Source organism: Novosphingobium sp. ERW19 (assembly GCF_012641315.1).
Lineage (GTDB): Bacteria > Pseudomonadota > Alphaproteobacteria > Sphingomonadales > Sphingomonadaceae > Novosphingobium.
On sequence record NZ_JABAIC010000011.1, the window covers coordinates 57,584 to 78,102 of the forward strand.

The 20,519-nt window shown below is 61.2% G+C and carries 15 protein-coding genes and 1 pseudogene; 5 read left to right on the forward strand and 11 right to left on the reverse strand.

Annotation, left to right across the window (positions count from 1 at the left end; genetic code table 11):
* Nucleotides 1–38 precede the first annotated feature (38 nt).
* The gene (locus HGI46_RS18240; RefSeq protein ID WP_118074308.1) at nt 39–1,205 is read left to right on the forward strand and encodes an acetyl-CoA C-acetyltransferase; all 1,167 of its coding nucleotides are present in this window, start codon (nt 39–41) and stop codon (nt 1,203–1,205) included.
* 342 nt (nt 1,206–1,547) lie between these two features.
* On the opposite strand, the gene HGI46_RS18245 is transcribed toward HGI46_RS18240, so the two are convergent.
* The 5 genes from HGI46_RS18245 to HGI46_RS18265 form a co-directional block, all read right to left on the reverse strand.
* Nucleotides 1,548–4,256 carry a LuxR C-terminal-related transcriptional regulator gene (locus HGI46_RS18245; protein ID WP_162896103.1) on the reverse strand — a complete coding sequence of 903 codons (2,709 nt, stop codon included), beginning with the start codon at nt 4,254–4,256 and terminating at the stop codon, nt 1,548–1,550.
* A 108-nt stretch (nt 4,257–4,364) separates the two neighbouring features.
* Nucleotides 4,365–5,243, reverse strand: coding sequence for a fatty acid desaturase (locus HGI46_RS18250; protein ID WP_118074310.1), 879 nt, complete (start codon nt 5,241–5,243; stop codon nt 4,365–4,367).
* Between the two features lie 100 nt (nt 5,244–5,343).
* Nucleotides 5,344–6,900, reverse strand: coding sequence for a long-chain fatty acid--CoA ligase (locus HGI46_RS18255; RefSeq protein ID WP_118074311.1), 1,557 nt, complete (start codon nt 6,898–6,900; stop codon nt 5,344–5,346).
* A 39-nt stretch (nt 6,901–6,939) separates the two neighbouring features.
* Nucleotides 6,940–8,040, reverse strand: coding sequence for a CaiB/BaiF CoA-transferase family protein (locus HGI46_RS18260; RefSeq protein WP_118074312.1), 1,101 nt, complete (start codon nt 8,038–8,040; stop codon nt 6,940–6,942).
* A gap of 131 nt (nt 8,041–8,171) precedes the next feature.
* Complete coding sequence (locus tag HGI46_RS18265; RefSeq protein ID WP_240344722.1) at nt 8,172–8,996, reverse strand: crotonase/enoyl-CoA hydratase family protein; 825 nt, start codon at nt 8,994–8,996, stop codon at nt 8,172–8,174.
* 129 nt (nt 8,997–9,125) lie between these two features.
* Between HGI46_RS18265 and HGI46_RS18270 the strand changes: the two genes are divergently transcribed.
* The 4 genes from HGI46_RS18270 (at nt 9,126) to HGI46_RS18285 (ending at nt 13,243) form a co-directional block, all read left to right on the forward strand.
* Nucleotides 9,126–9,959 (forward strand): SDR family oxidoreductase, encoded by an 834-nt coding sequence (locus HGI46_RS18270; RefSeq protein ID WP_118074313.1) that lies wholly within the window; start codon nt 9,126–9,128, stop codon nt 9,957–9,959.
* Nucleotides 9,956–10,387: a DUF4345 domain-containing protein gene (locus HGI46_RS18275; RefSeq protein ID WP_054123150.1), complete on the forward strand. Its 432-nt coding sequence runs from the start codon at nt 9,956–9,958 to the stop codon at nt 10,385–10,387. Before HGI46_RS18270 ends, HGI46_RS18275 begins: the two co-directional genes overlap by 4 nt.
* 130 nt (nt 10,388–10,517) lie before the next feature.
* Nucleotides 10,518–11,768 carry a Xaa-Pro peptidase family protein gene (locus tag HGI46_RS22480; protein ID WP_205525207.1) on the forward strand — a complete coding sequence of 417 codons (1,251 nt, stop codon included), beginning with the start codon at nt 10,518–10,520 and terminating at the stop codon, nt 11,766–11,768.
* Nucleotides 11,769–11,905: 137 nt separating this feature from the next.
* Complete coding sequence (locus tag HGI46_RS18285) at nt 11,906–13,243, forward strand: aminotransferase class III-fold pyridoxal phosphate-dependent enzyme (protein WP_118074315.1); 1,338 nt, start codon at nt 11,906–11,908, stop codon at nt 13,241–13,243.
* Between the two features lie 35 nt (nt 13,244–13,278).
* On the opposite strand, the gene HGI46_RS18290 is transcribed toward HGI46_RS18285, so the two are convergent.
* The 6 genes and pseudogenes from HGI46_RS18290 to HGI46_RS18315 form a co-directional block, all read right to left on the reverse strand.
* Nucleotides 13,279–15,216 (reverse strand): MOSC N-terminal beta barrel domain-containing protein, encoded by a 1,938-nt coding sequence (locus tag HGI46_RS18290; protein WP_168905362.1) that lies wholly within the window; start codon nt 15,214–15,216, stop codon nt 13,279–13,281.
* A gap of 62 nt (nt 15,217–15,278) precedes the next feature.
* Entirely contained in the window at nt 15,279–15,548 is a 270-nt protein-coding gene (locus HGI46_RS18295) for a hypothetical protein (protein ID WP_125955336.1), read from the reverse strand.
* Nucleotides 15,541–16,374 carry an S-formylglutathione hydrolase gene (fghA, locus tag HGI46_RS18300; RefSeq protein WP_118074319.1) on the reverse strand — a complete coding sequence of 278 codons (834 nt, stop codon included), beginning with the start codon at nt 16,372–16,374 and terminating at the stop codon, nt 15,541–15,543. Before fghA ends, HGI46_RS18295 begins: the two co-directional genes overlap by 8 nt.
* Nucleotides 16,374–17,464, reverse strand: a pseudogene (locus HGI46_RS18305) (S-(hydroxymethyl)glutathione dehydrogenase/class III alcohol dehydrogenase). Before HGI46_RS18305 ends, fghA begins: the two are co-directional and overlap by 1 nt.
* Nucleotides 17,465–17,556: 92 nt before the next feature.
* The gene (locus tag HGI46_RS18310) at nt 17,557–18,915 is read right to left on the reverse strand and encodes an MFS transporter (protein WP_082364758.1); all 1,359 of its coding nucleotides are present in this window, start codon (nt 18,913–18,915) and stop codon (nt 17,557–17,559) included.
* A 188-nt stretch (nt 18,916–19,103) separates the two neighbouring features.
* A complete protein-coding gene (locus HGI46_RS18315; protein ID WP_162896104.1) occupies nt 19,104–20,486 on the reverse strand; it encodes an alpha/beta hydrolase in 1,383 nt (460 codons plus the stop codon).
* Between the last annotated feature and the right edge of the window lie 33 nt (nt 20,487–20,519).

The window sequence follows — 20,519 nt, forward strand, 5'->3', positions numbered from 1 at the left end:
CCGAGACCGGCGACGGCCAGCGCATGTGAGGGACTAGAATGACCGAAGCCTATATCGTTGACGCTGTCCGCACGGCTGGTGGCAAGCGAAACGGGAAGCTCGCCAATTGGCATCCCGCTGACCTCGCTGCCGAAATGTTCAACGCTCTGATCGACCGCAATGCTTCGCTTGATCCGAAGGCGATCGACGATGTCATTCTTGGCTGCGTCATGCAAGCCGGCGAACAGTGCTTTGCTTTTCCGCGCAATGCGATCCTTGCCTCGCGATTGCCTTCGACGACACCTGGGGTGGCGGTCGACCGCCAGTGCGGATCATCGCAGCAATCGCTGCAGTTTGCGGCGCAGGCCGTAATGTCTGGAACCCAGGATGTGGTGATCGCGGCAGGTGTCGAGAGCATGACCCGGGTGCCGATGTTCTCGAACTTCTCCCTGCACGAGAAGGAAGGGATAGGCACCGGCCCGCTGAGCCCGCGCGGCAAGGAACGCTACAACCGTACAACGCAGTTCAGCCAATTCGAAGGGGCCGAACTGCTCGCGCACAAGCATGGATTCAACCGAGAGGCGCTTGACCGCTTTGCGCTGGAAAGCCACCACAAGGCTGCGGCCGCCATCGAGTCTGGCGCATTCGACGACGAAATCGTGCCCATCGATGTAGGTGGTGAATTGCACAGAGTCGACGAAGGCGTACGGATGGATGCGACGCTTGAGGCAATCTCGTCAGTCAAACCTATGCGCGAAGGTGGTGTTGTTTCAGCTGCCAATGCCAGCCAGGTTTGCGACGGGGCGAGCGCCGCGCTGGTAGTAAGTCAGCGTGCACTCAAGGAGTTCAACCTGACCCCAATTGCGCGTATCCATAACCTGACAGTGACCGCGGGCGATCCAGTCATCATGTTGGAAGAGCCGGTTAATGCGACCCGCAAGGCCTTGCTGCGTACTGGCATGTCAATCGGCGACATCGACCTCTATGAAGTCAATGAAGCCTTTGCACAAGTGCCACTGACGTGGCTGAAGGAGATCGGCGGCGATCCCGAAAAACTCAACGTCAATGGCGGCGCCATAGCTCTCGGCCACCCGCTGGGAGCGTCGGGAACAAAGCTGATGGCGACCCTGATCAACGCGCTTCATGCGAGAGGCAAGCGCTGGGGGTTGCAGACAATGTGCGAGGCGGGAGGTGTCGCCAATGTAACCATCGTTGAGGCGCTCTGATTGATGCCAATGCCACTATCAGTCACCCTTATGATCGCGTCCTCCAGTGATGCCATTAAGCAAGGCGCCTCTCGTGGTAGCATTTGCCACCCCGCCATGTCGAATTCATCAGCTTCGCCTCTCACCTTCTCTCCTCCCTTTTCAGGGGAGAAGCGATCCTTCGATCGATGCAGGGGGCACTTCGGCCGGGATAGCGTTCATCCAGATACAGCCTGGATAAGCCTCATCACTCAGCGCATCATGATTAGCAGTGGTCTTTCGCGAAGCTCCTGTCATTAAGGCTTCGATATCACGATGATTGGGGTCGAGCTTAGCGTATTCACACTCGGCTCACTAACCGATCTACACCGAGGCAAGACCGAGCGAGCGAGCGCGATGGATTGCTGCGGTCCGGTTGTTCACGCCAAGCTTGCTGTATAGATTGTAAAGGTGCCACTTAACCGTGGCTTCCGACATGGCGAGCCGCCCGGCAATTTCGCGATTGCGCAAGCCCGCTAGCAGAAGTTCCACCATCAGCTTTTCCCGGGCGGTCAGCGGCTCGAGCGGAGCGTACATCTCGTCGTTGGGCTTGGCGATCTGACTTTCAAGACCGAGGCGCGCTTGCAAATTCTGCAAGAACCCAAGTTCGTTCATCTGTCCGCCGAGACTTTGTTCTAATCTGGCCAATGTCGCCGCTACCAGCGGACGGCAAAGCTGGGCATCGTCGAGGAAGATCTGGTTGAGCCCCCGGTCACGCGCAACCGACACCGCGTCGAGGAAGGCACGGACCGCCTTCACGCTGTCACCCTGGTTGTAGTGGACCGCAGCCTTGAGGATCAACGCCTGAACCAACCGCAAGTTGCGCCCCCCGTGCCGCGCGGCGCTGATCAGGCCGGTCAGGATGCGCAGCGCCTCGTTCCAGGCCTGGTCCGCTATAGCCACCCGGGCCGAAACGATCTGGCGCAGTTCCTTGACGCTGGGCAGGTCGGGATCACCCTCGTCGGGGCGCCGTTCGCCCAGTGGCTGGACTTCTGTGATGCCGCTTGCCTCCTCGATCGCCTCTTCGCTGCGACCGGCCCGGAACAGCAGCAGGACCCGCTCGTACCGCAAGGTAAAGGCAAGGCGCGGGGCATAGGCCTTGGCCAGGCCGGCCTCCATCTTGCGGGCCAGCGTCAGTGCATCCGAAGCGCCAGCCCTGAGCGCGGTCACCCGCAGGCAGGCCGCGAGGCCAAAAGCGGCGGTTTCGCTGACCCCATGTTCGGCCAGCATGTGGAGGTTTTCATTCACCAGCGCTTCGGCACTGTCGATTTCGCCCAGATGATAATGGGCAGCTGCGGCAAGCAGAGCCAGGGTCGATGAGATGTTGCTTGGTGCCTTGGGAGTTTCAGACCAGCCCGCCCCCAGCGCTTCGAGCCGGGCGAGCACCTGGCGCGGTTCGCCCACGACCAGATCCATCGTCATCCCGATCCCGCAGACCCAGGCATTGCCATAGGCGCTGTCGCTGTCGGCAATCGCCCGTTGCGCCAGATCGAAAGCGCGCCTGGCGGCGGGAACATCAAGGAAGGCGAGCGACGAAAGCACTAGGCTGCAGGCAACGGTCGCGCGGTCGAACGGATCGGCACTTGGATTGCTGCTCAGCCAGTCGCTGGCCGCGCGCCGTGCCGAAAGCATGTCGTCCATGAAAGTCGCCGACAAGGTATCGAGCAGCCCGATCTGGTTCTGCAGGCCCGCATCAATTTCGCCCCCGCTACCGATCTGCGCATTGCGGTGAAGGCTTGCGACCAGGCTGGCGGCCTGGCGATAGCGGCGGGCGAAGAACATGGCCCAGGCTTGCCAGTAGAGCAGCGTCGAATCGTCTTCGATCATGCCCTTGGGAAAGCGCGACAACAGCTGCAGGAAGGTCGCAAGATCGCCGCGCACGGACACAAGTTCCGGCGCCAGCCTGGCAAGAAGCGACCGCGCCCGGCCGGCATCGCCCGAAAGCAGCGCCATATCGATCGCTTCGGCCAGCTGATCATTCGCCTCGTACCAGCGTCCGGCCGCGCTGCGCATCTCGGCCTGTTCCTGACGGGGCAAGCGATCGAACTGCGTCAGCAGGTACTGGCGGAAGATCGGATGATAGCGGAACCAGCCGCTGTCGCTTTCCAGTCTGACGATGAACAGGTTGTTGCGCTGCACCTGTTCGATCATCTGGGCGGCGTCGGCGCGGGGAGCAACCGCTTCACACAGCGCAAGGTTGAACTGTTCCAGAAAGCAGGTCGCCACCAGGAAATCCTGAACCTCGCGCGGCTGGCCGCGCAGGACTTCTTCCGAGAGATATTCGGCGACGTCGGCATCGCGTGAGGAAATCTCCTCAAGCAGGCGCTTGGTGTCGGCCCCTTCCTTCAGGGCGAGCAGGAACAAGCGGATGGCGACGGGCCACCCTTCGGTCCGCTCCAGCACGCCAGCCAGATCGGCGCCGCCGCCATCCGGCATGACCGTGCGGGCCAGCGTGCCAAGCTCGCTCTTGGTAAAGGCCAGGTCCCGGACGCGAAGTTCTGCGACCCGGCCGGCCAGCATCAGCTTGCGCGTGGCAAAGCCCGGCTTGACGCGCGAGGAGATCACCAGGTGCAGGTATGGCGATTCAGTCGCCAGCAGGGCTTCGATCAGCGCGTCGGTTTCCTGCGACTGCGCCAGATGATAGTTCTCGATGATGACGGTGAGATCGGCCTTGCGCCGATCGAGGCCAGCAGCGATCAGGCTGGCTGATAAGGCCCCGCTGGCTTCAAGGCCGAGGCTGTCGTCGGCGGCCAGACCGCCTTCAGCAGAACTCACGTCCATCAGGAATGCGGCAAGCTTGCGGGGTACCACGTCGGTGCGGTCGCAGTTGTACCAGTATGCGCCGCCCTTCGCCGCTCCAAGCGCCTCATGAAGCGAGGTCAGCAAGACAGTCTTGCCATAGCCAGCCGGGGCGACAGCTAGCACAAGATCCTTGGACTGAACGTCAAGAAGGAGCTGATCGATCAGGGCATCCCTGCGAATCAGGTCACCGCCCGACACCGGCGGCGCGGTTTTACCTCTGGGGTAATTCAAGCTGGCTACCCTGCGCTCCACATCCCGACCCTGATGGCGGATTATAGTCGCAGATGCACCCACCACCCATACTTTTGTATGGGTGGTGGGCAATGCGCTCCAGAGGATCTAGTGCCTCGCCAGTTCCTTCGTCCGCGGCGACAGCCCGAAGGTTGGCGGCATCAGCGGGTCTTTGGCCATGATCTCGTCGCCGCGCAGCTTCATGATCTTGATGTAGTTGTAGAACGGCGCGGTGGGATAGAGGTGGTGGATCAGGTGGTAATTGTGGTTGGCCATCAGCGGCGAGAGAATCCACTCCCCGCCCATCCGCAGCGCGGTCGCCTTGTATTCGTTTTCCTTGGCATAGGTCTCGAACGGCTGGTGGGTCAGGAAGCTGAACACCAGCACGAACAGGAAGGAACTGATCCGGGTCGGAATGAACCACAGCATCAGCAGTTCCAGCCCATAGCCCAGCCAAATGATCAGCGCGCAGGTCGCGAGGATGAAAGCAACATAGGCAAACAAGGCCGGGTACTTCCGGCGTGCAAAATCGCCGCCCTTCTGGAAGAACCACTTGGTATAATAGTAGTCGAAGTTGAGCCAGCGCAGCGGGAACCACAAATCCAGCTTGTGCGCGTAGCCATCCGGATCGCGCTCGGGATCATTGGCATATTTATGATGCGCCATGTGGATGTAGCGAGCCACGTCCATCGGCGCGAGCGGGGCGAAATAGACCAGGCCGATCCTGCCGAGCAGCTCATTGACGAACTTGTTCTTGCTCACCGCATTGTGCGAGGAATCATGGACAACGCTGAACAGGTAGTACGCGGTAACCCCGTTCACGATTGCACCCAGCCAGAGCGGAAACCCATGGGCGATGGCGGCGTACCAAACCCCGCCGATAATGCTGGTGCAAACGACGAACAGTGCCACGGTCGGCCATGCTACCTTGGGGCAGGACCGCAACGCATTGAACTGGGCAGCTGCATTCTGCGGTAACGTGGACATCAGACTCTCCTGGACCAAGTGTTTCCGCATCAATGCCTGCCCACGATGGGCAGCGCCTCGACGAAAGTTTGGCTTGTCGATTTTTCCGCGCGGCCTGGTCCTAGCCCACTGCCCTGTCCCGACCCTTCCAGAAGGGTTCGCGCAGTTCGGTCTTCAGGATCTTTCCGGCTCCGGACAGCGGCAGGCTGGGCCTGACTTCCATGCTGCGCGGCACCTTGTATCCGGCGATCAAGGCCCGGCAATGGGCCTGGAGTGCCTCAAGTGACAGCTCACTACCTGGCCGCAAGACCAGGGCGACATGCACGGCTTCACCCATCTGCTCGTGGGGAATCCCGATCACCGCATTGGCGGCAACGGCGGGGTGGCTGGCGACGGCATTCTCGACCTCGGCGGAATAAATGTTCTCGCCGCCCGATATGATCATGTCCTTCGCCCGGTCGACGATGAAGACATAGCCCTCCTCGTCCATCCAGGCCATGTCGCCGGTATGCAGCCAGCCGCCGCGCAAGGTTTCGGCGGTTGCTTCGGGCATGTTGTAATAGCCCTGCATTACATTCGGCCCCTTGACGATGATTTCGCCAATCTCGCCGCGCGGAAGCTCGCGGTCGTCGGGATCGACAATCTGGAGATGGACATCGAAAGTCGATCGCCCGGCCGCGCGCAGCCGGTTCGGGCCATCATTGTCCACGACATGCTGGTGCCAGGGCAGCGCGCAGATGAAGGCCGCGCTCTCGGTCATGCCATAACCCTGAGTCAGGCGCACGTCCGGGAAGGCCGCCATGGTGCGCCGCAGCAGTGTTTCGGAGGCGGGTGACGCGCCGTAGAGGATGTTACACAGGCTCGACGTGTCGAAATTCCCGATCGCAGGGTGATCGACGATCGCCTGAAGCATGGCCGGAACCACCAGCGTGTCGGTGACCCCAAACCGCGCGACATGGTCGAGCACAGCATCGGGACTGAAGGCGGGGAGCATGACATGGGTGCAGCCGCGCAGGACCAGACAGGTGGTGAGCAGCATGTCGGCAAGGTGGAACATCGGTGCCACGTGCAGCCCGACTGCGCCCTCGTTGAACACGCCCTCGGCCAGCATCGACAGGCCGGATGAGCACAGATTGGCATGGCTCAGCATCACGCCCTTGGGCCGTCCGGTGGTGCCGCCGGTGTAGAAGATGCCCAGCAGGTCATCGCCGCCAGCCCCTGCGTTCTGCAAAGGCTCCGCCGCTGCAATCAGCGCGTCAAGGCCAGGAAGGTCATCCGATTCCTCGGTCCCGCCCATCAGGAAGATATGCTGCAGACCGGGGCATTGCTCCCGCAATGTGGGAACCAGCGCGGCATGATGCTGGTCGACCATCAGCGCCACACAGCCAGCATCATTGAGAGAATAGGCTATCTCGGCGGGGCTCCAGCGGAAGTTGACGGGCACGATCACGCCGCCTGCCCAAGCCGTCGCCAGATAGACCTCAAGGTAATGATCGCTGTTGAGTGCCAGCACCGCGATGCGCGCACCTTTGGCAAGGCTCCGGGATGCCAGGCAACCGGCCAGCCCGGTGACCCTCTCATAGAGCTCCGCGAAAGTCTGACTGCGGGCACGGCAGATCGTCGCCGTCACGTCCGGATGGTGCTGGACGGCTCTTTCGAGACCTTGTGTGAATTGCATGGGTTGCCTCCTTCCTGTCCGCCGGCCGTAAATGCACTACTACAGTGCGCGAGGCGCTGCTGCCTGCTTGTCCGATGCCCAATCAGCTATCATTGCCTCCGCTGCCCGGTCCTCGGGGATTGTCGCCCGGGTTCGTGAAGACCGCGGCGCGGGCGCAGGATGAGCAAACCCGTCGCGATCGACGTAGGTGCCACGGGACTTCATATGGGGATGCTGTCCAGCCTCGCGGAAATCAAGGACGGGGGCGAAGCACGCGTCGATACCTTCGATCTGGTTTGCCCATTCATCCCTGGACTTGGTGAGAAACTTAGCCGCGAACCATGCACAACGGTCCGGCCAATTTGTGGTGTCGTGTTGGTCCTTGACCCATTCGGCAGGTGCGCCAACTGCTGCAAGCAAATGCGAATAGAATTGCGGCTCGATGGCTCCGACCGCGATTTCCTTACCATCCTTGCAAAGATAGCAACGATAAAATGGGGCCGCGCCACCCAGCATGTTGGCCTCGCGATCAAGCGAGATTCGTCCGGAAGGCACCAGCCCTGCAAACATACTCATGATCGATGCGACACCATCGACTATCGCGGCATCCACCACCTGTCCAAGACCAGACCGCTCGCGCTCCCACAAGGCAGCCATGATGCCGAAAGCAAGGAACACGGATCCACCGCCAAAATCGCCGATCAGATTGAGGGGCACTGTCGCCGGTTCGCCCGGCTTCCCAACCGCAGCCAGCGCGCCCGTCAGCGCGAGATAGTTGATGTCATGGCCTGCCATACGCGCCAACGGCCCATCCTGACCCCAGCCGGTCATCCGCGCATAAATCAACCGCTTGTTCAGCGAACAGGCGTCGTTGGGACCAAGACCAAGCCGTTCCATCACACCGGGTCGGCTCCCCTCAATGGACACGTCCGCCTGAGCGATCAACTCGAGACTCTTAGCCCGTCCAGCTTCCGACCGGATATCTAGGGTCAGGATTGCCCGCCCGCGATCTGCAACGGGATTGGGCTGATCGTTACCGTTAGGCCGATCAATACGCAGGACATCGGCTCCCAAATCTGCCAACAACATTGCACAGTGCGGACCTGGTCCGATGCTCGCAAATTCAACGACCCTCAGTCCAGCAAGGCGTCCGCTCGTCATGGCATGGCCCTTCCTGGCGAAGTCGCCGGCGCAATCGGGTTGAACTGATCAATCAGGACTTGATGATGAACCATCTTGCTAAGTCCAATACCTTCGGGGGTGGCCAAGGTAGTTTGAAATTGCGCATCCGCTTAATCGCGATAGACGGGCAGGCGCTTCTCTGCATAAGCCAGCAATGCCTCTCGGTGATTATGCGAAGCGAGAAGTCCTTGCTGCTCGGCAGCTTCGGCCAGGAGCAAGTCGGGGTCGGATGCTCCCGCGGTTGCTGCATTTGCCAGACGCTTTGCGGCTTTGACCGCGTCCGGGCTGGACGATGCAATTTCTTGCGCAAGTTCGCGGGCGGCCGTCAACGGGTCTGCCGCCAATCGGGTCGCCAAGCCAAGCTCCAACGCTTCCTCGCCCGAAACTATTTTCCCTGAGAACAGCAAGTCGCGCATCACATCCGTGCGGACGAGCTGACGTAGCAACACTGTGCCCGCCATGTCGGGGATCAGTCCCCATGCGATTTCCCGGATCGACAACCTGGCATCCGGCGCGACGATGCGGATATCCGCGCCCAAGGCCAGTTGCATTCCGCCGCCAAGCGCGTGCCCCTGGATCGCCGCGATGACCGGCACGGGTAATTCGCGCCATTGCATAGCGACATGCTGAAAAAGGTTTGCATCGCCATGGGTGCGCGCCGCCAGGTTTGACAGGATTTTTGTTCCGCCTTGGGCCAGCGCATCAAGGTCAATTCCAACTGAAAAGCTGCGTCCGTTCCCGCTCAGGACCACTGCCCTCAAACCCTCTTTTGCCGCGAGCGTGTGACCGGCTTTGACGATCAGGTCGAAAGTCTCGAAGTCAAGTGCGTTGAGTTTCTCGGGGCGGTTGAGCCGAACTTCGGCGACCCCATCAAGAACAACCAGTTCAACCCGATCCGCCAATGTTCCGCTCCCGATGTAGCTTTCAGGCTTCACGCCAGCGCCGGATGCCTGTGGTAGCGATTGATCGAAGCGCGTCGAGTTCTGGCCAACCAAAAGTATGGTGTGGCTCCATCCGATCCTACCCTAGTCGGGGTCACAGTTCTGATGGGAAGCCCTCGACGCATGATCACCGACACATTCAATCCCGAGGTTCTGCGCAGCCAGGTGGCTTTCATTACGGGAGGCGGCAGCGGCATCAATCTGGCGATTGGCAAGGCGCTCGCCCGGTTGGGAGCCAACGTCGGCATTTGTGGGCGAACGGCCGAGCGGCTCGACGCGGGGCGGAAGGAACTTGAAGCGGCCGGTGCCAAGGTCTTCGCGGCGGTTGCCGACGTCCGCGATGACCTGGCCGTGCAAGCTGCCGTTGCGGCTTGTGGCGAGGCGCTGGGGCCGATCAGCTTCGCGGTGTGCGGGGCCGCCGGCAACTTTGTCGCGCCGGCCGAAGCCATTTCGCCCAAGGGCTTCCGCACCGTGGTCGAGATCGACCTGCTCGGCGCATTCCACGCCGCACACGCCTGTTTCGAGCAGCTGCGGCAGACACGAGGGAGCCTGCTGTTTGTCTCGGGCGGGCAGTCCTATGTGCCCTTCGCCTATCAGGCCCATGTCGGCGCGGCCAAGGCCGGGATCGACAACCTCATGGCAAACCTCGCGCTTGAATGGGGGCGTTACGGGATCAGGGCGAACAGCATCGTGCCCGGACCGATCGAAGGCACCGAGGGCATGAACCGGTTGGGTGGGGACAACGCCGAAGCCATCTGGAAGGCGATGACGCCGCTTGGCCGGATGGGGACAATGGAAGATGTTGCCAATGTCGCGGCGTTCCTGGCCACGCCCCTCGCGTATTACATTTCAGGCGCGCGCATTGCCGTTGATGGCGGGCAGAACCTGACCGGTTCACACGTTTTCAACCGGGCAATTGGCGATGCGCTGGATGCAGCGAAGGGGGAAACGGCATGAACTTCGTAAAGATAACCACCGTCCTGCTCTCGTTGATTGCCTTGCTGACCGGAGCGATGGACGTGATCGTGGGAGTGGCCGGGCAAGCCAACATCGGTGTCGGCACAGCGGCAGTGGCTCCGTTCGATCCAGTGCTCGACAGCCAGGTCCGCTTCCTTGGCGCGGTCTGGCTTGGGCTCGGCGTGATCCAGCTGGTCTGCCTTGGTGACTTGCGCCGCTACGGTCTCATTCTCCAGCTTTGCTTCGCCTTCGTGGTGCTTGGCGGGATAGGACGGGCGCTGTCCCTGCTGCAGGCGGGTCATCCGTCGAGCGATATTGGCACCGCCTTCATCGCTGTCGCCTTGGCCATCGAACTCTTGCTGGTGCCACTTGCATGGCTGGCCTTCCGTCGCGGAACATTGGCCGCCGACGAGGGCTTCGTTCGATGACCAAATGGCAAGCAACCAACGGCAACAAAGAACGGAATGTTCGTCAACGCCATCAACGCCCGATCCAGAGGGAAATCGCTCTTTACCGCGCCAAAAACAAATGCGGAACATTGACTCAAAGGAAAAGGTCGTGAGCCGAGTTTTCAAAGACGCCCGCAAGGCAGCCTATTTCAATCCTGAGGGAGCCGATAAGCCGCTTCGCAGCCCCGTGCCTCTCGACACGCTCAGGGCTGCCCGCGCCTATCGCAAGCGGCGCTTGGTAGACCAGGTTATCAAGCATGATTGTGCGGCCATCCTGCTCTTCGATCCGGTCAACATTCGATATGCGCTGGATGTGTCGAACATGCAGTTGTGGGCGACGCACAACCCGTTCCACTATGCATTGGTCTTCGCTGATGGCCACGCGATTGATTTCGAGTATCCCGGTGCCGAGCATCTCGTGAACGGACTCGAGACAGTCGATGAGATCCGCAGCGCCAATCCGTTCTTCTATATGTATTCCGGTCCCTATCTTGAGGAACGGGCGGGGCAATGGGCTGCGGAAATCGCCTCGGCAGTGCGCGAGCGTGGTGGTGGCAACCTCAGGCTTGGCACCGACAAGCTCGAACTTCCGGGCGCCGATGCGCTGCGGCGGCAAGGGCTGACGTTGGTCGAAGGCCAGCAGATGACCGAGCAGGCCAGGCTGATCAAGAGCCTAGATGAAATCGAACTGATGCGCTGGACGATTCGAGTGTGCGAAGCAGGAATGGCGCGGATGTATGAGCACTCGCTCCCCGGCAAGACCGAGCAGGAAATCTGGGCGGAACTTCATTACGAGAATATCCGATCAGGTGGCGAATGGCTGGAAACGCGACTCCTGACTATCGGAGAGCGCACCAATCCTTGGTTTCAGGAATGTTCCGACCATGTCGGCAAGTTGGGGGATATGCTTGCTTTCGACACCGATATGATAGGACCCTATGGTTATTGCGCGGATCTTTCGCGATCCTGGACCATCGGCCACACACGGATGACCGATGAACAGAGCACGTTGTACAGCACCGCACTCGAACAATTGCTCCACAACACCAACTTGATCCATCCAGGCATGGAGTTCCGGGAGTATATGGAAAAGACTTGGCGAATTCCCGAACGCTTCATGGCCAACCGCTACTCCTGCGCATTGCACGGTGTCGGCATGGCTGATGAATATCCCGGCGTACCCTATGCTACCGACCCAGCCGACCTGTTGCCTGGCCGGTTTGAAGACGGCATGGTCTTTTGCGTTGAGAGCCTGATCGGCGAGCAGGGAGGACGTGAATGCGTCAAACTGGAAACCCAGGTTCTCGTGACACCCAACGGCACAGAACGGCTCGACAGTTTTCCATGGGAAACACGGTGAGCGGTCAGACTGCTCAGCTTTGCCCTGATTGCAGCCAATAGTATACCAACATGGGCACGGGATGGTGTGTTTGGTGATTTACATCGCGATAATTCGCAACTAGCAACTATTTTGGTATACTAGGACCAAGGGCAGCCATGGCAAACACCAACGCAGACTGGACGCATCGGGCAGCAAGAATATTGACTGGGCCACAGAGCAACCTCGCGCCCGCATTGCCGATCGCTCCCATTTTCGCACAGCGCGCGGCTGGCCACCGCATCTTCGATGTGGAGGGTCGAGATTATATCGACCTCGCCCTGACCATGGGGCCGCTGATATTCGGTCACGGACACCCCCAGTGGATCTCAGCCGTCGAGGCGCAGCTGCGAACGCTGCCCTCGCCCCTGCCCGGCCAGTTCTACTCCCCGCTCGAAGTTGAACTCGGCGAGCGGATGACCAGCGCGATCCCCTGCGCAGAACTGGTAAAGTATGGCCTGTCCGGTTCCGAAGTTGTCCAACTCGTGTTTCGTCTGGCCCGGGCCTTCACCAGCCGTCCCTATGTGCTCCGTTTCGACGGTCACTATCACGGCTGGATGGACAGTGTTCTCGGTGGATCAATCAACCCCGACCCAGACGCACCGCCACACCCAATCGATCTTCCGGGAACTGCGGGCGGCTTCAATACGTCTACCGAAGGTCGATCACCGGTGGCACTCCTCGACCAATACAAGATCAAATGGAACGATGCTGATGCTCTGGAAGCGGTACTGGAGCGATACGGCGACCAGATCGCTCTGGTACATATGGAACCGATCATGTGCAACTTCGGTGGTTGCCCGCCCCGCCCGGGCTATCTCGAAGCGGTTCGCAAGCTGTGCGACCGCTTCGGTGTTCTGCTGTGCTTCGACGAAGTGATTACCGGTTTCAGGGTCGATCTGGGCGGAGCGCAGAAAGTGTTCGGGGTCACTCCCGATCTGGCCACCTACGGCAAGGCGATTGCGGCCGGCCTGCCCTTCGCCGCCGTGGCCGGCCGCGCCGATGTCATGGAATTGCTCAGCGATCGCCGGGTCGTGGGAGCTGGCACGTTCAACTGCTTCCCGCTGGGCATGGCCGCCGCAATCGCAACCTTCGACCTGCTGGCCGAAGACGACGGAGCATGGTACCGCAATGTCGACCGCATCCAGGCCCGCTTCAGGGAGGGGCTGCGCGAAATGGCTGCCGCGCACGGCCACGACGACCTGTTCCTGCAAGGACCGCGCGGCCAGATCTACGTCGATTTCCTAAAGGCGGATGTTGCCTATTCCCCGACCGAACTGGAAGCCGCCGATGCAGCCCGACGCGCCGCCTTCCGCGTGATCTGCATGGAGGAAGGCCTGTCGATCGGCGCCGGCAGCCGGATCTACATTTCCGGGACAATGGCAGAGGATGACATCCGCGAAGCCCTTGCCCGCCTCGACAGGGTATTCGCACGCCTGCCCCGGCCGGCCGGCTGACTTTCCGGTTCCGAGCAGAGCGCAGCCCTGCGGCATCAACCGGCGATGGGGTGGATGTCGGTTTCCAGCTCGATGTCCGACGCCGGTCGGGCCGTGCACAGCAAGACAGTTCCGGGATCAGTGGGCGCAGTCACGCCGGGCAGATATTCGACCTTGCCTGCGACAAGCCTGGCCGCGCAGGCCCCACATGCCCCGTAGCGGCAACCGTTGGGGGCCGCATAGCCTGCCGCTTCGATCCATTCCAGCAGATTGCTGGCATCGCCCCAGGCCCCTTCAAGTGTCGCATTGACCTTTACCCCAAAGGAGCCGGCCGAAGCGCTTCCGGCCTGGAAGTGAGCCTTGCCGGCGGGAATGAATAGCTCGCTGGTCCATCTGGCGTCAGCGACCCCGTGCGCGCGCAGCTGGCCGCCAAGACGTTCGACAAAACCGGGAGAGCCGCACAGCATGATTCTGGCGCCCGCGCCGAAAAGGGGACTTGAAACGAGCCTGACTGCATCCAGCCTGGCCTGGCTAAAGGCAAGGCGCTCCTCGCTGCAGCGCGGCGCCTTCGCCAGAACATCGATCTGAAGGTTGGGCAAGAGGCGCAACGCCGATTGCAACTCACCTTCGAAGGCGAAGCCTGCCGGAGTATCCGTGCAGTGAAACAGATGGATCGGACGCGTCGGCCGCAGCGCGATCGCGCTGCGCAGGATACTGAGGAACGGGGTTATCCCGACTCCCACACTGGCGAGAACAAGCGGGCTGGAATCGGCGGGATGGACCGCGAAACTGCCCATTGGCCCGTTTATCCTGAGAGCATCACCAACCTTGATCCGATCGACGAGCATAGCAGTGAAGCCCGCATCGCGCGATGGATCGCGGCGGACGCTGATCCGGCAGGCCGTGTCTGCGACCCCGCTCGATAGCGAATAGACCCGCGAATCCCCGCCGCCCGGCATTCGGACAATCACATGCTGGCCCGGCAGGAACGGCAACAGCGCGCCATCTTCGGGCTTCAACCAGAACGAGGTAATTTCCGCCGATTCCCGGATCACTTCTGTGACGCGCCACAACCGGTCGCCGCGGGGGCTGGGAGCGGACGCTTCACGACCCGGTTGTGCGAAGGCGGGGATATCATAATACCTTCGTTCTCCCAGGTTCGGTTCAACGCCGACTTCGGCCCCGCATTCCAGCATTCCGCCCCGGATCACGCGGGCATAGACCCCAAGCACATGGCCGGTCTTGTCGCGCAGCCTCGACGAAACCGCGGGATTGTCGGGCAGGTCGGGCTGTGCATAGCGCGGCATGGCGCAGCGAACGGTCGCCTGGGTTATCGCGATCACGGCATCGCCGATGCACAGGCGGTGCCCGATCCAGGCCCGTTCCGGCCAATCGGCCAGCGTGTCGCAGTCCAGCACCAGGTTTGCCCGATAGCGTTCCAGACGTGCGATATCGTCCGAACCGCCGGCCAGCTTCTCCAGCGATTGCCGGGTCACGACATGCAGGGGCGCAACATCGAAATGGCTGCCTGGCCAGGTGACATACTGGCGCAGGACCAACCCGACTTCGTCAGGAACATCGGCCTTGGGAAGTTCATCCTGGAGCGACAGTCCGAGCAGGCGCTTGACCCCGTCGGGATTGAGCGGCACCCGTCGCCGGTAGTGTGCGTCATCTTCCATCAGGGGCAGCAGGCTTACTACCCGGCCGAGCTGCGCGCCCAGCAGCGCGGAGGCAAATGGATCGGCCGAATCGATCAGGTCGCCCGCCGTGGTGACGATCATGACACCGCCGCTTTTCTCGTCATACCGGGCCTGCAGGCCCAACATCACGGGAAGGCGCTTGGCGCTCAATATTTCCCCATTTCCCTCGTCGCGCAGACACAGAATCCGGTCGCCGGGCAAGCCGGCCGTGTCGAGTCGCGAACGGATCAGGCGTTCGCCGCCGAGTGACTTGACCGGATAGCGCCACAAAGCATCAAGCGTTCCAACCTGCATACCCCCTCCATCAGGCCCCACTGCTCACCGCGCCGCTACCGGTTCTTCGACCCATTCAGTCCTCAGCAGGCGCCGACGTATTGCGCGGCATCTCCGATTGTCTTGCCGTCGGGAAAAGTCGGCGTGATTTTGCCTGCACAGTCCGGCTGTTCGGCAAGCGCCCAGCGACCGGTCAATGGGAACAGCAGGCTACGACCAGGCGAATTGCGCCTGGCGATACGCAGCCCCCAGTCAAACGGCATGATCCCGTCGCCCTCACCATCAAAGAAACATGCGGAGAACGCCACATGCGGCGGCTGACAAAGGAACCGATCGGCAGCGAAGTCAGCCACCGAGGCGTACCGCATGCCAGCCGATGTGATCGGCCACGAAGGTGGAGATGAAGTAGTACGAATGATCGTAACCCGGCTGCATCCGGATCGTCGCCGGGATACCGGCCTTGCGACAAGCCATGACCAGCAGCCCGGTCTTGAGCTGCTCGTGCAGAAAGTTGTCAGCATCGCCCTGGTCGACCAGCAGATCGGGCAGACGAGCACCATCCTCGATCAGGGCACAGGCATCGTACTCGCGCCAGGTCGACTTGTCGGGCCCCAGATAGCCGCCCAGCGCCTTCTCGCCCCAGGGGCAGTTCAGCGGGCTAACGATTGGGGAAAAGGCGCTGACCGAGCGGAAGCGATCGGGATTGCGCAAACCGATGGTCAATGCACCATGGCCACCCATCGAATGGCCTGTAATCCCCTGACGCGCCATATCGACCGGGAAATTCCCACCGATCAGCGCAGGCAATTCCTGCTCGATATAGCTGCGCATCCGGTAATTGGCCGACCACGGCGCCTGTGCCGCATCGACATAGAACCCGGCGCCCTTGCCGAAGTCATAGCCTTCGTCATCCGGCACCAGATCGCCGCGCGGGCTGGTATCCGGGGCTACGAAGATAACCCCATGCTCCGCGCATGCGGCGCGGAATTCGCCCTTTTCGGTCACATTGGCATGGGTGCAGGTCAGGCCCGACAGATACAACAGCACCGGCAGCTTCTGCCCCGGTGCGTGATCCGGCACGAAGACCGAAAAGGTCATCGGCGTGCCGGTCTCGGTCGACTGATGGGTATAGACGCCCTGCGTGCCGCCATGGCTCCGCCAGGCCGAGACCTGCTCCATCAGAACACCACGACCGAGCGGATCGACTTGCCCGCGTGCATCAGGTCGAAGGCGGTATTGATCTCTTCCGGCCCCATCACATGGGTGATCATCGGATCGATCTGGATGACGATCTTGGGCACATCGGTGCGGCCCTTGGCCCCGCCAAAGGCCGTGCCGCGCCAGTTGCGGCCCGTGACGAGCTGGAACGGCCGGGTGGCGATTTCCTTGCCGGCTTCGGCGACGCCGATGATGATCGAGGTGCCCCAGCCACGATGGTAGGCTTCCAGCGCGGTGCGCATCACTTCGGTATTGCCGGTGGCATCGAAGGTATAGTCCGCGCCGCCATCGGTCATCAGAACGATCTTGGCGACCACGTCCTCGCGGCTCATGCCCTTGGAGTTGAGGAAGTCGGTCATCCCGAACTTGCGGCCCCACTCCTCGCGGGTCTCGTTGATATCAACGCCGATGATCTTGTTCGCCCCGGCCAGCCGCGCGCCTTGGATCACGTTGAGGCCAATGCCGCCGAGGCCGAAGACCACGACATTGTCACCGACCTGGACCTTGGCCGTGTTGATCACGGCGCCAACGCCGGTGGTCACTCCGCAGCCAATGTAGCACGAGGTCTGGAAGGGCGCGTCCTCGCGGATCTTCGCGACGGCGATTTCGGGCAGGACGGTGAAGTTCGAGAAGGTGCTGAAACCCATGTAGTGGAAGATGGTCTGGCCCTTGTAGCTGAACCGGCTGGTTCCATCGGGCATAGTCCCTGGCCCTGGGTTGCGCGGATCGCGGTGCACAGGTTGGTCTTGCCCGAGAGGCACGACTTACACTGGCGGCATTCGGAGGTGTAAAGCGGGATCACGTGATCGCCTGGTTTGACCGAAGTCACCCCGGCACCAACCTCACGCACCACGCCGGCGCCTTAGTGGCCCAGGATCGAGGGGAATATCCCTTCGCTGTCGAACCCGTCGAGGGTGTAGGCATCGGTGTGGCACACCCCCGTCAACATGATCTCGACCAGCACTTCGCCCGCCTTCGGACCCTCCAGGTCGAGCTCGACAATCTCGAGCGGCTGTTTCGGCGCAAAGGCAACGGCGGCACGGGTCTTCATGTTGTACTCCTGAAACTTGAGAAGTCGAAACCAGATTGGCGGCGGCGATGATCACCATCGCGCTCGCTGTTATGTATTCCTGTCACTTACCGCTAATGCCCTGCAATAACGTCGCTTGTTTCGTGGCGTTCCCCTCTGACGAAGGTGAGTGCGGCAATGCTTATCAAGGGCACAGCAGCAATTGCGAAGAAGAGGCTGCTTGGCGTCCAGTCTCGAGCCATCAGAGCACCTGTCACCAACGGACTTAAAATAGATCCGAGCCGACCGAAACTGAGAGCCCAGCCCACTCCGGTTGCACGCAATGGAGTGGGATAAAGTCCTGTCGTGTAGGCGTTCAAACACAGTTGTGCAGCAAGTACGAAAACACCAGAAACGAGAGCCATCAGTAGAGCGAAGTCCGATGCTGCAAACATGCCAAGACCAGCAATGAAGACGATTGATCCGAAATTCACTGCAATCAGAACCGGGCGGGCACTCAGGCGATCACTCAGCAGGCCGAACGCAAGGCTGCCGAAGACACCACCGAGGTTGTGCAGCATCTGGGCATAGGCCCCTGTATCCTGGCTATGTCCGGCCTGTGTAAGCAGACTGGTGAGCCAACTTGCAAGGGCGAACAGGACGAACTGCGTCGCAAAGAACGTGATCCAGAGAAAGACAGTCTGCGATCCCCGATTGGCCTTGAACAGATCGGCGACGCTCCCCCGAGCCACTGCCTGTTCACCTGTCGTAAGCTGCGCGCCTGCGGTCACGCGCGCTGTCGCATTAGCCTTCGTGAGTAGTCCGATCGCACGTGCTCTGGCGGCAGTCGTGCCCTGCGCTGTGAGGTAGCGGGCGGACTCTGGAAGGAGCGCGAGGAGAGCGAAAACCAGGATTGCCGGCGCGATGCCTCCTGCGAAAAAGACACTTCGCCATCCGAAGTTGTTAATCAGGAATGGCGCCAGGAGACCCGCCAATGTGCCGCCCAGAGCGTGTCCGCTGAACATCACGACCAACAGGAAGCTGCGATGCCTTTTTGGCATGTATTCGGCAACCAGAGCAGCGCCCAGCGGGATGGTGCCGCCGATACCGAGGCCAGTCAGCAGCCGCAGTGCCTCCAACTGCTGAATATTCTTGGCGAAGGCCGAAGCGAGCGTTGCCAGGGTGACGATTACGAACATTATGATCATGACTGGTCGGCGACCAAACCGATCACCGAGCATACCCCCTATCGCCCCTCCAAGGGCCATGCCGACGAGCGAAGCCGCCAGAGCGGGCGCGAACGTCGGCAGGCTCAGGCCCCAGTCCCGTGCGACCGTCGGTGCGATCACGCCAAGTGCTGTCGTATCGAACCCGTCAACAATGGCCACTAACGTGCACAGCAGGATGAGTCCGAAATGGAAGGCGGAGAACGGCGCATTGTCTAGCACGTCGGAGACGGCTATCATTGGACGTTCGTCCTTATTGGAAGCCATTCAATCTCTCCCGGCTTGCCATCGTCGATCGCAAAAGCTGCAAGACCTCAATTCTGGTATACCAATATGCAGGCCTGCGCAATCCGCGCATTGATTTTCTGCCGATAATCGTAGGATTTTTGGCTCATAGTGCCTGCTCCCATAGGTCGTAGTATACCATGAGCCGCCTGCACCGTCTCTGCATAGACCTACTTTAGAACCCATCTGGTTTCGGGCAGCTCATCGACACATGCCCGATCCAGCGGATCAACCGGATTCTCGAAGAACTTGACGATCATACGACCTGCGCATTCGGAATGGTTCAGCAGAACGAAGTGAAAGGTCAGCGGAAACTCGACGATCCGGGCAGTGGTGAAGTTGCCTGCGGTCTCCTCGCTCTGGAACCGTGGGGTAACGAGGTCCAGTTGACCAGCAAGAAACAGAGCTGGCGTATCGGACCGGGCCACGGCAATCGTAGCAGGATCGCTCATACTGAAGCCCATTCTGGGGCAGAACCTGGCCCAATCATAGCTTTCGAACGCCGTCATCCTCGCGCCCGAAACCACTGCTGGCGCCAGTTTACGGGTCGGGAAGGCGCCAGTGCCAGGGCGATCCATGCGGGGAAACTCGTCGCGGCAGACCGAACTCGGCCAGGTGAAGGCCGGATCCTTCCCACCGCTATTGGCTTCCGGGTTGGCGAGGCCCTGCCAAGCGAGCAGGTCGCCCTTGGCAGCGCGCTCTACCGCCAGCGGAATCTTGCCCCGCAGGTCCGGATGGGCCAGCGCCAGCCTGACCTGATCGAGGAATTCCACGTTGGAGACCTTGCGGCCCTCGATCACGCGGGGGCGGCGTTCAAGACTGGAGGCTGCCTTGCCCAGATTGGCTTCGAACCGGGGGAATGCTGCGGCGCACTCCGGCGCGGCCGAGCATTCGTCGATCAGCTCGACAAGCGGCTGGACCACGAAGGCCTTGCCGAAGGCATTGGACTCCATGCCCGACATGCCGTCGAGCACGACGGCTCCGATCGCCTTGCCATCAATTACATTGAGGCGCTGCGCAATCGTGGTGCCATAAGAGACGCCATAGACGTTCCAGCGATCAATGCCGAGTGCAAGCCGCACGTCCCGCAGATCCTGCGCGGCCTCGTAAGCACCATAGGCATTGAGGTCCATCCGCTCGGTAAGGCTTTTGCGGCAAGTCTCGACCTTAGCCGGATCAACCTTGGGATCGGCTGCCTCCAGGCCTTCCGGGAATTCCGGGCACGACATGTCAGGCTTCCCCCACGGTGTCGATCCGCGATGATCGACATAGATCACCGCATCCTTGCGTGACAGGATTTGAGCCAAGCCCGGTTGCCTTTGCAGGTTCTTGAGGCCCGCGCCATTGCCCCCCATGACGAACAGGATCGGAGCGCGGCCCGCAGCCAGCTGTTCAGGCTGGACGATGGCGAAGTGGACAGTCACCGTTCGGCCATTGGCCCTTTCCCGGTCCTCGGGAACCTCGATCTTGCCACACTGGACGCGCCCGCCAAGCGCCGGTGCAACCTCGATCGGGCAGGGAGCGGGTGCCACAGCACGCTGGGGAATAGTCATGGTCTCCGCCCTACCAACCTGGGCGATTCCGGT

What these genes read in the sequence shown, in the direction of transcription:
- HGI46_RS18240 (WP_118074308.1), top strand. Translation starts at nt 39, where the DNA reads ATGACCGAAGCCTATATCGTTGACGCTGTCCGCACGGCTGGTGGCAAG.
- HGI46_RS18285 (WP_118074315.1), top strand. Translation starts at nt 11,906, where the DNA reads ATGGCAAACACCAACGCAGACTGGACGCATCGGGCAGCAAGAATATTG.
- HGI46_RS18260 (WP_118074312.1), bottom strand. Translation starts at nt 8,040, where the DNA reads ATGACGAGCGGACGCCTTGCTGGACTGAGGGTCGTTGAATTTGCGAGC.
- HGI46_RS18255 (WP_118074311.1), bottom strand. Translation starts at nt 6,900, where the DNA reads ATGCAATTCACACAAGGTCTCGAAAGAGCCGTCCAGCACCATCCGGAC.
- HGI46_RS18250 (WP_118074310.1), bottom strand. Translation starts at nt 5,243, where the DNA reads ATGTCCACGTTACCGCAGAATGCAGCTGCCCAGTTCAATGCGTTGCGG.
- HGI46_RS18270 (WP_118074313.1), top strand. Translation starts at nt 9,126, where the DNA reads ATGATCACCGACACATTCAATCCCGAGGTTCTGCGCAGCCAGGTGGCT.
- HGI46_RS18315 (WP_162896104.1), bottom strand. Translation starts at nt 20,486, where the DNA reads ATGACTATTCCCCAGCGTGCTGTGGCACCCGCTCCCTGCCCGATCGAG.
- fghA (WP_118074319.1), bottom strand. Translation starts at nt 16,374, where the DNA reads ATGGAGCAGGTCTCGGCCTGGCGGAGCCATGGCGGCACGCAGGGCGTC.
- HGI46_RS18275 (WP_054123150.1), top strand. Translation starts at nt 9,956, where the DNA reads ATGAACTTCGTAAAGATAACCACCGTCCTGCTCTCGTTGATTGCCTTG.
- HGI46_RS18310 (WP_082364758.1), bottom strand. Translation starts at nt 18,915, where the DNA reads ATGGCTTCCAATAAGGACGAACGTCCAATGATAGCCGTCTCCGACGTG.
- HGI46_RS18290 (WP_168905362.1), bottom strand. Translation starts at nt 15,216, where the DNA reads ATGCAGGTTGGAACGCTTGATGCTTTGTGGCGCTATCCGGTCAAGTCA.